At 43.4% G+C, this 15820-nt stretch carries 15 protein-coding genes; 6 read left to right on the top strand and 9 right to left on the bottom strand.

The genetic code is table 11. From position 1 onward, the window contains the following. Positions 1-94: 94 nt before the first annotated feature. From HX778_RS13960 to parM, 5 genes are all read right to left on the bottom strand, one after another. Positions 95-652 carry a hypothetical protein gene (locus HX778_RS13960; RefSeq protein ID WP_022652167.1) on the bottom strand — a complete coding sequence of 186 codons (558 nt, stop codon included), beginning with the start codon at positions 650-652 and terminating at the stop codon, positions 95-97. Between the two features lie 2 nt (positions 653-654). Then, positions 655-1089, bottom strand: coding sequence for a hypothetical protein (locus HX778_RS13965; RefSeq protein ID WP_022652166.1), 435 nt, complete (start codon positions 1087-1089; stop codon positions 655-657). Next, positions 1079-1531: a hypothetical protein gene (locus HX778_RS13970; RefSeq protein WP_015063118.1), complete on the bottom strand. Its 453-nt coding sequence runs from the start codon at positions 1529-1531 to the stop codon at positions 1079-1081. The genes HX778_RS13965 and HX778_RS13970 overlap by 11 nt, the downstream gene beginning before the upstream one ends. Before the next feature lie 564 nt (positions 1532-2095). Further along, on the bottom strand, positions 2096-2773 hold the full coding sequence (locus tag HX778_RS13975; RefSeq protein ID WP_015063117.1) for a hypothetical protein: 678 nt from the start codon (positions 2771-2773) through the stop codon (positions 2096-2098). A gap of 25 nt (positions 2774-2798) precedes the next feature. After that, complete coding sequence (gene parM / locus HX778_RS13980) at positions 2799-3833, bottom strand: plasmid segregation protein ParM domain-containing protein (RefSeq protein ID WP_015063116.1); 1035 nt, start codon at positions 3831-3833, stop codon at positions 2799-2801. 372 nt (positions 3834-4205) lie between these two features. Here parM and HX778_RS13985 point away from each other — a divergent pair, with 372 nt between their 5' ends. From HX778_RS13985 to HX778_RS14005, 5 genes are all read left to right on the top strand, one after another. Next, positions 4206-5153, top strand: a complete 948-nt coding sequence (locus tag HX778_RS13985; protein WP_015063115.1) for a metallophosphoesterase — start codon at positions 4206-4208, stop codon at positions 5151-5153. Next, complete coding sequence (locus tag HX778_RS13990) at positions 5153-5992, top strand: hypothetical protein (protein WP_015063114.1); 840 nt, start codon at positions 5153-5155, stop codon at positions 5990-5992. Before HX778_RS13985 ends, HX778_RS13990 begins: the two co-directional genes overlap by 1 nt. A gap of 275 nt (positions 5993-6267) precedes the next feature. Continuing rightward, positions 6268-7476, top strand: a complete 1209-nt coding sequence (locus HX778_RS13995; protein ID WP_176982347.1) for a site-specific integrase — start codon at positions 6268-6270, stop codon at positions 7474-7476. Continuing rightward, positions 7469-9205, top strand: a complete 1737-nt coding sequence (locus HX778_RS14000) for a hypothetical protein (RefSeq protein ID WP_176982348.1) — start codon at positions 7469-7471, stop codon at positions 9203-9205. The genes HX778_RS13995 and HX778_RS14000 overlap by 8 nt, the downstream gene beginning before the upstream one ends. A 2-nt stretch (positions 9206-9207) precedes the next feature. Continuing rightward, a complete protein-coding gene (locus HX778_RS14005) occupies positions 9208-10182 on the top strand; it encodes a hypothetical protein (protein ID WP_176982349.1) in 975 nt (324 codons plus the stop codon). Between the two features lie 5 nt (positions 10183-10187). Here the strand turns inward: HX778_RS14005 and HX778_RS14010 are convergent. The 4 genes from HX778_RS14010 to HX778_RS14025 form a co-directional block, all read right to left on the bottom strand. Further along, a protein-coding gene (locus HX778_RS14010; protein WP_142486209.1) for an IS3 family transposase occupies positions 10188-11365 on the bottom strand; the annotation gives its coding sequence in 2 pieces (ribosomal slippage) (positions 10188-11107 and positions 11107-11365; 1179 coding nt in all). Then, positions 11362-11955: a hypothetical protein gene (locus HX778_RS14015; protein ID WP_176982350.1), complete on the bottom strand. Its 594-nt coding sequence runs from the start codon at positions 11953-11955 to the stop codon at positions 11362-11364. The genes HX778_RS14010 and HX778_RS14015 overlap by 4 nt, the downstream gene beginning before the upstream one ends. Before the next feature lie 783 nt (positions 11956-12738). After that, a complete protein-coding gene (locus HX778_RS14020; protein WP_176982351.1) occupies positions 12739-13359 on the bottom strand; it encodes a hypothetical protein in 621 nt (206 codons plus the stop codon). A 730-nt stretch (positions 13360-14089) separates the two neighbouring features. Next, positions 14090-14731: an HD domain-containing protein gene (locus tag HX778_RS14025; RefSeq protein ID WP_176982352.1), complete on the bottom strand. Its 642-nt coding sequence runs from the start codon at positions 14729-14731 to the stop codon at positions 14090-14092. 119 nt (positions 14732-14850) lie between these two features. Between HX778_RS14025 and HX778_RS14030 the strand changes: the two genes are divergently transcribed. Further along, positions 14851-15810: a GlxA family transcriptional regulator gene (locus HX778_RS14030; protein ID WP_218167141.1), complete on the top strand. Its 960-nt coding sequence runs from the start codon at positions 14851-14853 to the stop codon at positions 15808-15810. The last annotated feature ends 10 nt before the right edge of the window (positions 15811-15820 follow it).

Raw genomic sequence — 15820 nt, forward strand, 5'->3', positions numbered from 1 at the left:
AATTAGAAGTACTCTACGATAAAAAAATCTGAAATCTTTGTCGTTAAGAGGAAAAAAAATATTAATTTTTTGCTAAAAATTGAAGATTTTTAACTCACTGACAGCTTTTCGACTCCGAAAGGCGCAGAGCAGTTATTATCGATTCTGAGGATACCCATGGCATCTTAAGCGTCAAGAATCCAAGCAAAAAAAGTCCTGTTGAAACACAATCCATTTGCGTTACGGGAAGATTATAATTTATGGGTTTAAATGAACCCCTTTCGACCGGAACAATGCCTGACGTGACTAACAAGCCCCCACGGTCATTTGGGCCGATAGTGATATTTTTGTAAGCCTGGTGTGTGCGATGCGTGGTTTTTCTCTTTTCAATTTTAAGTGTAGGTTTAATTCTCAGGAAGACAGAAGCCAGCGCCATGGCTTCGTTTTGGGATAGTTTCATGAGAATACTTCCCTCTGAATTCCACCCATATTCTCTATTGTCAGCCGGAGGGGCGAATTGGAGAGTAAGGTAATATTTTTCAGCCTCGCTTATGAAGGCTGAATTATCAGCAGACCGACTTATGTCGACGTTCACTTCAAATGCCATCGCCACTGACTGGCTGAAGACCCTAGCCCGTAGAGCCTTCGTTCCAATAGCTTCCAGTTCTTTCATTGCTATGCTCTCTTCTTAAAGAACCATATACCGGAGATGACTTCATTATCCTGGATGCGTATCAAATCCGAAATAACAAAACCACCTTTTCCTTCCGAAATTATCATGGTGTAAGAGCTCGTATGCACAAGCCGAGCATTTTTGATTGGTAACCCAGCACACTTAACAGAAATTTCATCAGGCGAAACTTTTTCAACAAAAGTAACTTTTGATGCAACACCATTGATATGTATGTTTCCGTTATCTGCAATTTTAACGTTTAACGAAGGTGTGGATTCTTTATCACAGGGTTGGAAAACAGACGTGGCTTTAAGAACTTTGCCAGTAAAATCGTACAAGTCGGGCTCCGCCGGTCTTGCGTTGAAAAGCGAGTAAGCCCCCGCAATTGTTAAACCGAGCACTACAAGAGGTAATAGTTTCTTGTAATTAACTTTCATCCTCCAGTTCCTCTCCAATCAGGTGTAAAGCACTCACGCACATAAGCCTAAGCTGATACAGCAAATTGTCGGCGGTGATACCACCAACAAATGTCACTGTACGGCGTATCGATACACCACCAGGCTCGCATTGAATATGGCCAATACCCGCATCGCGAAGAAAATCATTCTCGGCGCTTACGAGGTCTGCTTCCGCAGGTGGAATGACCACTTCGATGAGTATTGTATCAATTGGAGCCCATTCCCAGTCGTACTTAAGGGAGGAAATTGGAGCGATAGAAACATGAAATTCATCAATATTAAAAATTACAGGTTTTTTGCCCGTTGATTCAGGCTGAATGAAGGGATTCTCGACCAGGACAACTGGGAATTCAGAAATAGACAGAACTTCGATTAACTGATCTCGACGTAAACCATGTATTAGTGAGTTGCGTGATAACATTCAGTCAGCCTTCATTATAATAATCAAACAGTTACACATGATGCCGTTAGTTTCTTTACGCTCATCCAGATTGCACGGCAGAAACTCTTAGGATCATAGGGTGCTAGGGTAACAAAAAAACCTAACTTGACCAGTAAAGCATAGAGATTTTTTACATAAAATAATAAATAAGTACCAATTTTAGTAAGATATTTCTTACTTCAACCAATACTTTAGGACAAATCTGTACCCGTTTTAACACCTGTTCTTAAATCGTGCAAACGAACAACCATAAACAGGAGCTAAACCACCTTTTTTTTAGTAGTATACATAACTAAAATTAGGTTTCATAAAACAAACTGGTTAGACCTGAAACAACCAAAGAGGTTCATAATGAGTTTTTGAGTTGGATCTATAATTCTACGAAATTATTTAACTTGCTATGCAGCATTGAGTGTTCCATTAACTACATGTAACCGGTTCACCATCCAACCTCATCTACTAATAATATACCAACAAAAAAGCCAGCTGGTAAGCTGACTTTTTTGAGAGATTACAAATTTTAATCAATTGATACTTCTATATTTACTTTGCAAGATTTGCGAGGTTTGCATTTGCCCTTTTCTTCTGCTTTGTTGTCACACCCTGCACTTGCGCTTGTTCACTGAGCGCCATGGTTTCGGTTTGAGCTAAGTTAACGTCCGGAGAACCATGATTAGTTTTTAGAACTGAATCATTCTGATTTGCGATCGCAACAGGCGGCAAGGTCTCTACAGTCACAGGCATGGAGTTTTTGGCCAGTTCTGTAGACATTAATTCCAACCGCTGTTCCTTTGCTGTCTCAGGCTTTACTGCATCACTGACATCAGTTTGACAATTAGTTGAAAATACAGCAGCAGGATTCTTGCAATTATTAATCTTTAAAATTAAATCGTTGAATTTCGAATCAAGCATAAGACTTATTTGTTCTTTCAACTGTTCATTACTTAAATCACTCTTTTTAAATTCATCATTAAAAAACCGATTTAGATCAGCAGCCGTTAATCTCTCATTCAGTCCATTAATAAAACTTGATAGCTCGGGGAAGAGGTTATTTAGCACTAACCCCGTAGTGATTGCAGACCTTATTATGGAAAGCTGTTCGCCACGATGTGTTAAGTCACTTTTTTTTAGAAAATTATAGGCATACGGAGATTGCCTTTCCGATAACCAAAACGCGCTAATCTGGATGCGATCGTTTTCCTTCTCAGTTTTTTTTGTCATACCCCCCCCCTTTACAAAACCATCATCACGCAAAAACAGTATCTGCAATAGCCAGTGAGAGAGCGAATTGCGGATTATCTACCATGATGATTTTCGATTTATCAAAATGTTCACGCACTGCCGGTTCAATCAGGTAAGAACCCCCACCGACTAGGAATACATTGTGCGGACGTTCTTCCACCTGAGTGACTGCTTTGATCACTTTTTCTTGAAGTTGCGCTACGGCACTATTTACGGCTTGGAAGACACCATCAAGATCATCGGAAGAAACCTTTAGTGAGGCTTTGTTATCACGATTGTCGACCAAGTGTTGAATATACGCGTAGCTTGCGTTCAGCTTTGAAGAATCCAGATAACGACGGACTTCATCATATACGATAGAACAACCAATACGGTCAAAACCCTTGACTCGGGAGATCTGTTCCAGCTGACCAGTAATGCTTGCTACATCAAGTGTTGTCCCACCTAAATCGATAACCAGGCTTGATTCAAAAGATTCAATTAACTCAATTTCATCTGCACGAGTTACCGCCGGAAGTGACTCAGGAAACACGGTAACTGAAACAACATTAAATGAAACACGCTTACCATCAATATAACGTTCAACCGGCTTCATCAGGTTGTCTTTTTTCCGTTGGATGTTTTCGTCATTGGTTTCACCCAAAGCGGTATAAAACTGACTAAGTGGCAATGTTACATAGAGATGAACATCCTGCGGCTCTAAACCAGAGGAATGAAGAGCATGGTGAACATTCAGACGACTGATCTCATCGTACTGATGCGCAACGTCGGTAGTTTCAAGGGCATTACTAGATTCACTGTGATGAGAGAATCGTTGAAGGCCATCAATAAGGTAATTAAACGGAATAAGCCCGTCATGGCTTACCCGGAAATCTGCAACGAAACTATTTTGAGTCAATAAGGGAACAAGGTCACCTTGATTGTTAACACAAACCAGTTTTGCCGCTTTACTACCATCATCAATAACAACTTTAAGTGTCTCTAATTCAGTAGAGTTTGATTCAGCTACAGCCAGTTTTGTTTTTACTAATTCAGTCATGCAGAACCCCTCGAATTGGTTTAATTAACCCACCACTTTTGATATGGGATTTATACACTAATGGTTGCTTTAGGTCAACAAAAACGAGGCAAGAAACACACGTAAGTTATTGTTAAAAAAGAATCCTTCGTTTTTAAAAATTGTCTTGCTCTACTTTATGTACACTTGATAAAAACACACATAAATGACGTTTTCTTCAGCTTTACGACACTAAAAAATCCTATCCAAAGACGGCACTTAAAAGTCTCTCTGTGCGGATACTACAGATGAATTCAACTTCTATTTTGCCTAAGCGCAGAAATTAGCCCTCTTAACGAAAATATTGCCGACACTCATCCGGTATTATTACTGTACTTTCTAGAAGAGGCATTTATGGCATCTGAGCACGTCCAGACAATTGACCTGACTAATTATTCCGGAAGGGTTTTCTTTCTGGCAGACCCCCATGGACATTATTCGACGCTTTGTAATCTTATCCATTCGATATCGAGCCCAGATGAGGAACTAATCATTTTCCCTACCGGGAATCTCTTTGATTATGGTCCTGAGCCCATGGAGTTAATGACAGCGATAAACACTGGTATTTTTGATGGACGTTCTGTGCGAGTGTTCTCAGCAGCCGGGGCTGGTGAAGAGATGATGAAGAAGCTCTTACCCACAAATAATGATCGTAGGACTTATTACCCAAGCACATTTCTTAACGAACGGTGGTGTGCAAGAGGCGGACGTTGGCATAAACAAATTAACCGCAGTTATCTTGAAGAGGAGATCAGCAAACTGCTCTCCACCCAGCTGGCCACGGTGATGAAGGTGCTTTTTAAAGGAAATATTACTATCGGTGTTTGTCCATCCGACTACACGGACATACGACAGGGTTTCGACAATACCTATAACGCTCTCCTCGCGTTTAATCAGGCAAACGTGAATATCTTTCAGAGTCAGTTTCTTTTTGGTATGGATCACGCAGTCAGCCCAATGAATATTAGCGATGTCAACCTCGTTGTACTGGGTCGGAATCCGGTCAATAGCATCAGAAAGGCTCATGGGTTACCTTTGACTAACTTACCTGTACTCGTCGGCAACTGTCTCCATATCAATACTGGCTCGCTGTTCATGTCAGCAATTAGCGATCCAGCACTACTAGCCCCAGGTATACCTCGTACTACAGTTCCGGCAATAACGCTGGTCGAGTTGATACTGGCCTCAACACCAACCCTAATTTGCCACCAAATGATCCTTAATAAGAACGGCATTTACACACAAAACACAACACCACTTGACCTGGATTTAAAAGATAACAACATAGAGGCTGCTTTATAATGCAGAAATTAAAACTGATAATTTTACCGGTGCTGGCATTTGTGTGGCCATCAATCAATGCAACCGCATCGACTAAAACACCAATGCCTACTTCTCAGCAGTCAGTTGCTAAATCTGAGGCTAACTATGAATTTATTTCTATTTCTGCAAAATATGTCGACGGTATGTGGCTTGTTAATGGTCAACAAAGACCTGTAATTAAAACAAGCATGACTAAGCGTAACTATCTCCAGATCGCAAATCAGTCAACACTTACGCCTTTGAACCTTGTGATACCCAAAATTGCATTTGACGTTATAGCCAAAAATGGCGTTTTGTTATCAAATATTGTATCCCTGGATGAAGATGCAGCCGGTAAAAAAATTCTATGGTTAGAGCCGGGTTCCAGCCTGACAATCTCTTTCGTCAATGACCTATCCAGTACCCCATTACAGGCGATAGTGTCCGTAAGTAAATTGAATAAAAGCGTTATTGCGATTTTTGGACCAGACCAGGGTAAAAAATTCACCCTCCCCCAAACTTCAAAATCACAGGATTTTTCAAAGGAGTATGACCCTTCACCAGAAGTCGCACTACGTCTCAATGTGCCCAAAAAAATTCACTCTTCCGTCACAATCCCAGATGTCGCGACTGCATCATTACCGTCCTCACATACCTACGAGATTATAGCGACTGATAAACTCAGGTCTTTTATGTTTTCAGAGTTTGTTTGGGTTGGTAAACGTAACAGCTTCCTCGTTGGTTCTAATTATTTCTCCAAAAATTTGACGGTTTACCCAGGTGAAGAATTCGATATCAGCACCATACAGAAAACGATTATGAGGGCTAGTAATGATTAAAGCAGCCGGAGTGATTTTTATCTGTCTTTTGACTGGCTGTCAGTCGGTTGGAAGCAAAATTGCAGACCTCCCCTCAGTAGGTTTCGACCCTGTGATGAGCAACAAAAGTGAATCCTATACCGACGGAAAAGTTACTTTTCTACACTCAACTAAAAATTTAAGTAGTATTTTTAGATTATCACTAGAGCCTTCATGATTTGTCATAACTAGAGTGACATCTATACTAAAAATTAGATTGGTACGTTGAAGGATAGCGTCAAGGGAGTCAGAGCAAGATGAATCATTTCTACCACCTTGTAGAGACAAGCCCCGTTATAGACATAGGTGATGTGAAGGTTGCTGATGACGGAGGTTCTTTCAGTATTGAACGGCCTATGCCCTTTAAAGGCGTATTCATGCTGCTCACCAGTGAAGGCGTGCCAGTATTTGAACCGAATGCCTTTATCCTTCATCGCCGTATCGTTGAGGGGGTAAAAGATATTAAACCAACGTGTTTTCACTTGTTGCGGTATTACCGGTTTCTGGATGCCAACTCCCTCAAGTGGGACGACCATGAAGAACAGCTGCAACGCTTTCCCATATTTCTATACCGCGCATATCTCATTGGTGAAATCGAAAGAGGCACACTGAGCCGCAACACAGCCGTGGTTGCATTGTCTATCGCAAGACGTTTTTACCTGTTTTGTTACCGACATGGTTACATTTCAAAGCTGCCTTTTGAAGTGACAGGCATGACGAAATACGGACAAACGACGACAGACTGCTCTATTCGTAGTCAGACAAGAGATACCAACCTTCAGCCCTTAAACGAACTCGATCTTCAACATGTAAGAGACAACTGGTTTAGCAAAGGGCTGTCCAGAGAATTTCGCCTGATGGTCAGTGTCATGCTCTGCGTAGGGCTTCGAGCAATTGAGGTGGCAAATATTAAGCCTGAACATTTTGCAATCCCAAAGGGGTTTAACGGCAAAACATTGACAGGTATCTGGATTGGGTCCGACCACAATTGTAAAACGAAATATGGCACCAACCGTCAGGTATCTATGCCTGTTTGGTTGATGGAATCGATAAACCAATACCATAAAAGTGAGCGATATAAGAAGCGGCAACAACTGTATTTCATGAATACAGGTGACATGAACCCGCCAGCTTTCATCAACAAGGACGGCAATAGCTTCACGACACAAAGTCTTAATACGCTCTGGGGAAAACTACGAACAGCAATCCAGGAGAACAGTAACCCACATTTCAAGCACAAGCAGCATGATTGCCGAGCCACCTTTGGAGCCTACAAACTTGATTCTTTGGCACAAATATCAGGTTTGACGATGCTGCAAGCACTGGAAATCTTAAAGAAAGAAATGGGTCATAAGGATCTGGATACGACCATGCTATATCTCAAGCATCATGATGGAAATCCGGATAAGAACCAGATCCCTGAGATAACCATGAATTTGCTGGAGGATGAGGTAATTCATGACTGATGACTCAGACCAAAAAGAAAACGCACGCACCTACCGCTCCATCCCTACCACTGAAATGGTTACGGACAATACGCTGACCAACATCACCAAATGGAAGTATGTTTGGCAAAATGGCGCCGGAGGAAACAGTATTTGTGACTTTACCACATTCAAAGCGTACGCCACCGATGACCATATTCGTTTACTGATTTCCAAATTTGAGCAATCGGGATGGCGAGAAGCGACAAAAGTTTGGCATTTTTCATACGTCCGACGTGTACTGGCACATGCGTTCAATAAGCAAAGCGGTGTGCAAAAAGCCAAAGCGGAGTTCTCACCGGAAACCTGTACTCAATACATTCATGCGCAATACCTGTCTATGGTAAGCACAGGAAAGGGGGTTCACGGCATCTCCATTGAGACAACAACGCTTGGTACTATAGGTTCACGCCTGAATTCAATATGTAGAAAATTTGGCTTCGGACAAATACCCAAAGCGGCACGAAACCTTAATACCCGGTCAGCCAAACTGGATTCAAATAATTACAACGTCAAAGAGCTGCGAGCCATTGCTCATGCATTGCTGGATGACCGAAGCAGGTTGTTAATGTCATATCATGATGAGACGTTAACAAAGTTTGAAAAACGATTTGTTTTCGACAGCTTGGTATACAATGCGGTGTTTCTGACAATTTATTATCTGGGTACTGGACAGACTGAAACATTCAGCATGTTTTTAGAGGATGAATGGGTTTGCCAGGCGTCCGGTGCAGGACGCATTAGCATTGAGGGCTTTAAGACTCGAGGAGATAAGGTTGAGCTTCGCACATTTACCCCGCGAGCAGTATGTAAAAGTTTCTTTGAATCTCACCTTTCGTGGTCCAAGGCGCATTCCTTGAGCCTCGGTCTGAATAAACATTACCTGTTCCGGAAAATGAACGGCAAAGCGCCTACAGCAAGTAATCTTAATCTTTATGCTCAGAAATACCTGGTCGAACACTCTTCGCGCCTCCAGTCGTTAATTGAAAATCGTCCGGGATTTCGGCTGAATTGTAACCTATTGAAATCATCCATTAAGCAGTTTGCCGAACAGAGCATGGGCAGAACGAAGGCGGCTGAAAATACGCGTAATGCAGACATAACCTACAAAATCTATAACTACAGCAAGGTCTCGAAGGCTGAAGCAAGAAATCAACTGGCAGTGGGTTTAACGGCGTTGCATTATTTAGGGGAAAATCCCAGTGGTGGCACAGTTCTCGCGGTGGGCAAGGCCAAAGAGATAGTCGGTAAGGTACTCTCAAATGAGGAATGGCAGGTGCTAAAGAGTAGCGATACCATGGCTCAGGTCGTAGAGAATCTCAACGGCGGATTCTGTAAGGGTGAGGATACACCAGAAAAACGGGAGTTCCAGAAGGTGGTCAACCGGGCGGGCATTCTCAGTACTGAAGAGAAGTTAGAACTGGGATGCGGCTTTGTCATAAAGTGTTTTGGTTGTGCCAATTTCGGTATTGTCGATGATCCCCACGATATCTGGCGCTTGCTGTCCTTTGAAAAGCGTTTAAATGAAGCCATGCTCGCCCACCGGAATGTAGAGCATTTTTTGACCAACTACGGTGAGATCAAAGCCAAGCTTAATAAGCTCAAAGAGCAATTTAAGAAAGCGCACCTAAAAGCGGCACAGAAGCATCTAGAGCGAGAATGTCATCCTCTATGGGATGAACAATCAGTAATAGATATATTCAGGGGGTAGTCATGTTCATTATCAGTAGTGATATCGATAAATATAAAGAATATGCCTTACCACAAGCCTCTGGTCAATTTGTAATGCCGGGTGATGACACTGTAGTCAGCGTCGATAAAAATGGTAAACCGGTGTCTTACTTTGCCCATGATATCTGGGATTACAATGTTTTTTTTAATCGTACGAACGCCTCTAAAAATCTATACAAGATCAACTTTCATCCTGATAAAAATAACCCGAAACTGCTCAAAGAATTGAAGCAACGCATCTATTTTCTTATTTGGGGTGCGAAGGGTGAACTTTTGCACATGGGGGGAGACACGTTTCGCACATTCGAGCAATGCTGGCACGTAGCGAAATTTGCAAATGTGGCGATTAGAGTGTTTAAAGATACTGACATTGACTCCTTCTCGTTGTTCAGTAATGAACTGGTCTTCAGCCAAATACTTCATGAAGGAAAGGCATTTAGCGAAGGATCATTAAAAATTAATCTTCAGGCACTGAGTGTCCTCACGCAGGTTAATTCGCACTTTCCAGAACATTCACGATTCGAGTTAGGACTGCCGGAAGGAAAAAGTTTAAAGCAATTAGCCAAACAATATTCTGTTAACGGAAATGGACATAACCCCACGGTGATCCCCGCGATTTATGAGCAACTGATGGGGCGATTAATGCAGGATGTGAACAATGCATATGAAAGACTTCCCTATCTTCAAGATGTCAAAGTTTATGCCAGACAATACGGTCTGACAGACCGGTTTGCTGTTAATGAATTCAAAGTATTCGAGGGCGCGTGTTTTATGACTCTGTCTGCCTTCACTGGTATGCGTATCAGTGAACTCACCCAGATAGATGCAACCTCATATAAGAAAATTGACCTTGACGGTATCATACTTTGTACGCTGCGTTCATGGACGAACAAGCTAGAGAAACTGCGCCGAGAGGATGTGTGGGCTTGTGCACCGATATGCGAAAAAGCATTGTGAAGTGGTCAACAAAAACTGGCCACGGCTTTAGAGTTTTTCCAGAACAATCGCTCTGATTCATTGGGTGTTAAGCCACCGTTATATTGGTGGGGTCTGAGCTGGCTGTAATAACCAATGATGTAATTCGTTATTGATCTATTTGCTTCGCTAAAATTAGCGTATCCACAGTTCGGTACCCATTCTGATTTCAGGCTGCGAAAAAATCGTTCCATTGGGCTGTTGTCCCAGCAGTTCCCACGTCGACTCATGCTTTGCTTTATACGATAACGCCACAGTAACCGTCTGAACTCCCTGCTGGTATAGTGACTTCCCTGGTCAGAATGATACATAACGTCAGCCGGTTTTCCCCTGGCTTCCCAGGCCATCGTTAATGCTTTTCCTGTCAGAGCTGTGTCCGGAGAAAACGACATCGCCCAGCCTATTGGCTTGCGGGAAAATAAATCCAGAACAACCGCCAGATAAGCCCACCGTTTGCCCGTCCAGATGTAGGTCACGTCGCCGCACCAGGTCTGATTAGGTTCCGTTACTGCAAACTGGCGATCCAGATGATTAGGGATATCCACATGCTCTTTTGTGGCTTTTTTGTAGCGATGCTCCGGTTGCTGGCAACTAACAATATTCAGCTCTTTCATTATCTTACTGGCCCGCCAGCGACTCAACGGAACACCTTTTGCGCTGACCATATCGGCAATGCTCCGGGCCCCCGCAGAGCCATTACTGGCATGATGAACTTCACGAACCAGGCTAAGTATAACGATATGTTTTGCATCAGGTTTCTGCGGTCGGCTTAGCCAGTACCGATAGCTACTGCGATGGATCCCGAACACATTGCAAATAAAGGCAACAGGAAACCGCGTCCTGAGTTTCTCAACTAACGAGAATTGTTCAGGGAGTCTGACATCAAGAGCGCGGTAGCCTTTTTTAATATATCGTTTTCCATTTCAACACGTTGCAGTCGTTTTTCTAATTCACGAATGCGAAGTTGCTCAGGCGTCATCGGAGAGGCCTTTGGGGATTTACCTGCGCGTTCTTCTTTAAGCTGGCGAACCCATTTATCCATCGTGGATTTACCAACATTCATTGCCGTTGCAGCGGCGGCAACGGTGTAGTGCTGATCGAGTACAAGTTGGGCAGCTTCGAGGCGAAACTCGGGGCTAAAATTACGTCTGTTACGTCCGGTCATAATGTCACCTGTTTTGACTGTGAGGTGATGATATCACCTCTATTCAGGTGGCCAAATTCAGTGTGCCACTTCACATCTTCAAACCGTTGATGTTCATAAGCATGGTAAGAAACGTTGAGCATTGCCTCGCTCAGAGCAGATGATACTAGTAGATACTGATCAAAGGTCAAAAGCGCTTTATCATCAATGATCTCTAAAGTTTTCATCCAGTGGTCAAAAGGCTCTACTGCTGATTGATAGTACCTTTGATCCAAGCATAACTTTTCCAATTTTTGGGTATTATTTGCCATTAAAGCAATAGATAGCCCAGTCCCCACAATGTAACGGTGGCCTGAAGGATTTTTTTCTTTCTTAGGCCAGATAAAACGAACAACATTGCTACGTTTGGTGACAAAATAAGCACGATTTATAATCGCAAAAAGCCTTACACTCGCTGCTGCACCAAGATACTCCAACTCTGAAAAATCTACTACCACTTCCCCACGACCACCAAGGATAGTGTTATCAATTAAGTTGAGAAAACTGAGGCTATGTTTACGGTCTGCATCATTATAAAGGCAAACTCGTTTAGGCGTTTTTATAGTCGTCATGGCAGATCCTTAGCCTTCCTGAGTTGAAACCACAAAATATTGCTGGAAAGGACACAAAAGGTACTACGAAAAGACTGCTAAAGCATCATAATGCATTTTATCAACTAAAAATTCTTTTTATCAAGATAAAACATATAGATAGTTATTCTGGGATGCGGGTTTAATTCCCGCCAACCCGCCAAACATGATTGGATAGTGGTAGGTCAACGCCGACAACATCAGAAAGTTAGAACTCTCAACAGGCACCTACTAGACAGTAAGGGGACGGAAAAGGGTCAGCAGCTTTCGAATGGCATGTAAGCTCGCTTATACAGGCTTTTGTGTTTGCCTCGTTCGCCGTATACAGCAACCCACTCTTGGTTTCATGGCAACGTGCTCCCTTGATTTAGGTTAGCGTTGCATCGACCCGTTGAACTCACAACACGGAGCAGGCAAGCTGACAGGCTAAAGGTCCGCTATGAGCGAGAAGCTGACTTTAGGAATACATACACTTACATCGAGGTGTTTTAAATAATGGGGCGCAGGTCACAATCGCCATAAACCAGAAGTAGCTCTCTAGTACCTAAAGCGGCTTACTGTTTGAGCGAAAGCTAGGGCACTCTGCGGGATCTAACCTGATCCATGGAACTATGCCCATGGCATCCCCCATAGCTGGCTTGAAAAGTGGATTAATTAGCAAGAAAAATACTGTGTTGATAGTACCTTTTCAGCATGTTTTCCGTGGCGATTCAGTCGGAAATAAACCCATTTGCCCACCTTGGGCACATGAGTTTATTTACACTGTTAGTCTTTTCTCATAGCCATAAATAGAGTCGCCATTGCTCTCGCATCACGACCATTAGAATATTCGTTATTTTTATTGCTAAACATCAGGTCGAAAACATCTTTTTTCTGACCTTGAATCACCCTTATGAACCCTTCAGGGCGGTGTATGTCAACACCAGATTTACCGTCCTTCCATTTGTATCTATATGCGTAAAGATATGGTCGCGGTTTAGACCCGTTGGGAGGCAGAAAATATAGGTTTAGTTGAATGGAATCAAGATTGGTTATGAGGTTTGTGGTTGCTTTATCTTTTTCTGCTGTAGATTTGTCTGGATTCTTTGCAATGTTGTCAAGCATAAGACTTTTGAGTTTTCCCGCATAATCATCAACATTATCAACATCACAAGTTACTCTGACTACGTCTCTCCCCTCATACATTCTTGTGACGTCTTCTTTCATTTTCTCCCATTTCACTGAACCGCAAACGCTCCAATTGTCAAAACCCTCCTTATAAGAGTCACCTATAAAAAATACTGGCTTTGTATCTTGTATCGTCTTTACGTCAGGATCGCTTTCGCCACAAGCTGTCAAATAAAATACACTTGAAATTAATAGCAGTGCAGTACGAAATTTAGACATGGATTACCTTTGATTATTTCGATCTAACTGTTGATAATCGGCAGCAACGCAGAATAGTTTAGGAAAGATTGAAACGAATCTGAAGCGAAGTGAGAATGTGTTACAAGTTGGTAATGTGCATGGTTAAGTGGCTTGGGATTTGCCCACCGTGTCCTTCCCGTGGATGCATTTAGATGGTCTCTTAACTCCTCCCCTCAGAAATTTTTTGACGATTGGAGAATCAGCATTCAGGGATAGCGATTTTCCATCCTTCTCTGCGATTCTCAGTGCCGGAAATACTGCCCCCATAGATGATGACGTGTGGGCGGAGGTACAACAGCTAGCAAACTAAGCAGAGGGTTTCAACCTAGGTTCTTCTACATGGCATTTCCGCTATGACCCAAAACAGACTTGCCGCCTGGATAAAGACAGACATTTCGAAAAGAGTGACTTGTGCCCAAAGAATTAATGCAGTGCGGACTTAGTAATGTCTGCTCTTGGCGCCGAGCAGACAGGTGTGTAAGGTAGGTCTGCTATGAACTGCAAGCGGAAGTTAGTCCTTCATGTCATAAAAAAACAGTAAATCCTTTCCCAAAAAACACCAAATCCCTGACTGCTGGTTGCTCCGGGAGAGGAAGAACAGCTTCCTGAAACAGGGTACCGCTCTGGCACCCTATTACAGGGAGTTCGATCCGCTCTGGCTTCGTTCTCCCTTTACCGGTTCGCTCGGTACTGTGGGGTACTGTTTCGCTTATGCCTTCCAGGGCGACTGGCGGATGATGCTACAGAAGTTAAACGGGATGAAACCAGGATCCTTGTCTTTCAGGACATCTGCTTTCACATTACCAAACGTTGTCTGGGGTCGATGTTTTATACCCTCATAAAATGCCTGGATAATATCTTCCTTGAAGCGTTCAGTTCGAGGGTGTGCGGCAATCACTGCGGCTTTTTCATCCTCGGTATACGTCTCATATCCTATTCCCAACACATCCATTTCGACACCCGTGGTGACGAGAGCAATTTCCGGCGCCATATATTCAGGGATACCGGGAGTAGTATGCAGGGCAATTGCTGTCCAGACTTTGTCGATCTCTTCACGGGTCACTCTGTAGTTTTCAAGAAATTCTCGTGCCGCATTCGCACTGTCTACCTCGAAACGCTTATCGCAACTGCAGTGCTCCTTCGTCAGGCCAATATCATGAAACATGCAGCCTACGTACAGAAGCTCATGATCAACCTGTATACCGTGTTTTTGTGCTGACAACGCAGCCCAGTGATAAACCCTGCTTGAATGGTGAAAAAGCAAATCTGATTCGGTATCACGAATGAACGAGGTTGTATCCCGTGTCATTTGCGTGTCCGGTACGTGTATGCCCTGCTTGTTTAATTTCATGGTCGTCCTCCGTTGGATAGGTACTGTCCATATGTTAAAGGAACGACAGAATGTCTATAATGGTTCTTTTATGTCATTTTAGGACATAGCAGCAAAAGCAGACCTGTAGAGAAAAGATTATGCATACTATCGTTATACTCGCTGTTCCTGGAGTGCAGCTACTGGACATCGCAGGTCCACTGGATGTTTTTTCTGAAGCAAACCGTATAACGCGCCGGCGTGTCTATCACTCCGTTGTGATATCCCTGGGCGAGGATGTCATTCAGTCATCTTCGGGGGTGTCAGTGAACGCGACTACCTGCCTTTCACAGTTTTGCATCAGTGACAAAACCTCGTTTCTGATAGCCGGTTCACCGGATATCGGCAGCAGAGAGTTATCAGAGAGCCAGATTTGTGCATTAACTGAGATATGCCAGCAAAGTTTCCGCTACGGTTCAATTTGCACAGGTGCATTACTTCTTGCGCAGACAGGGCTAATCAACGACCGTCAGGTCACTTCACACTGGTCTGTCACGGAAGAACTGCACAAACGCTTTCCGGCAGTTCAGGTCAATGCAGATGCGCTGTATGTGGCGGATGGACCGGTCAGAACCGCTGCAGGCGTGACATCCGGAATGGATTTGGCCATCAGATTTGTTGAAGAGGATCTTGGACAGGATATTGCACGCGATGTGGCGGCAAACCTGGTCATGTTTTTTCGTCGTCCCGGTGGGCAGGGTCATTTCATTCGTAGCCAAAAAGTGTCAACGAACGGACGCTCTTCCTTACAGGACCTGCAACGTTGGGTGTTAACAAACCTGGAATCAATTCGTGGCGTAGGCCAGATGGCTGACTATATCAGTCTTAGTGTTCGCCACCTTAACAGGATTTTTCAGCAGGAGATGGGCGTAAGTACAGGTGACTGGCTGGAGCAGGCAAAAATTTCGCGGGCCAGAGAGTTACTTGTCGGGCAGCTTCCGGTTAAAACAGTCGCTGCCCGCTGCGGATACAGCAGCACGGAAGTGATGCGCAGAGCATTTATTAAGGTCACCGGAATGAGTCCGGCGGTATATAAAAAAGTGTACGGTGCCGGGCAGTGATCCCGACGCG

The sequence above is a fragment of the Cedecea sp. P7760 genome (genome assembly GCF_013386425.1).
Taxonomy (GTDB): domain Bacteria; phylum Pseudomonadota; class Gammaproteobacteria; order Enterobacterales; family Enterobacteriaceae; genus Cedecea; species Cedecea selenatireducens.